Source organism: Shewanella sp. SR44-4, from assembly GCF_014163715.1.
Taxonomy (GTDB): domain Bacteria; phylum Pseudomonadota; class Gammaproteobacteria; order Enterobacterales; family Shewanellaceae; genus Shewanella.
This window is the reverse complement of the sequence record NZ_JACJDU010000136.1, coordinates 1-664: the sequence shown is the minus strand read 5'-3', so window position 1 is coordinate 664 and position 664 is coordinate 1. Positions and strand designations below refer to the sequence as shown.

Annotated in this window: 1 protein-coding gene; it reads left to right on the top strand. The window is 48.8% G+C overall.

Translation table 11 applies throughout. The features are described from left to right. A partial coding sequence (locus H5125_RS21750; protein ID WP_220487399.1) for a response regulator occupies positions 1-664 on the top strand: 664 nt, incomplete at both ends.

The following is a 664-nucleotide window of genomic DNA, read 5'->3' as shown; positions in this document are numbered from 1 at the left end:
TGACCAAAACGACTGACAACATTTTGCTAATCGACGACGATGAACGTCTCGCAGCAATGATCAAAGAGTATCTTGAGAAAGAGGGGTACTCTGTCACGTCTGCAATAGATGGTTCTTCTGGATTAGCTTTGCAGCAACAAGGAAATTTTCGAGCGGCAATTCTTGATTTAATGTTGCCTGATATTGATGGTTTGGAAGTATGCCGAACACTCAGGGCAACCGAAGCCATTCCCATTTTAATGCTCACTGCAAAGGGCGACCCGCTTGATCGTGTGTTGGGGTTAGAAATGGGGGCTGACGATTATTTGCCCAAACCATTTGAACCGCGAGAATTGCTCGCTCGGCTACGTGCCATATTGCGCCGAGGTACACATTCGCAAACCGTCAATGTCGTTCGCTTTGGCGCACTAGAAGTCGACAAGGATGCTATGGAGGCACGGATAGACGGCAAACGCTGCGACCTTACCTCCTATCAGTTCCAACTTCTTTCGATACTTGCAGACGGCGTAGGGCGAGTATTAACCCGCGACCAACTCATGAATGGACTTCAAGGGTCAGATTTGGAAGCCTTCGACCGTTCTATCGACGTGCATATATCTAGGTTACGCGCCGAGATTGAAACCGACCCTAAACAGCCTCGTCGTGTTATTACTGTGCGCGGTGT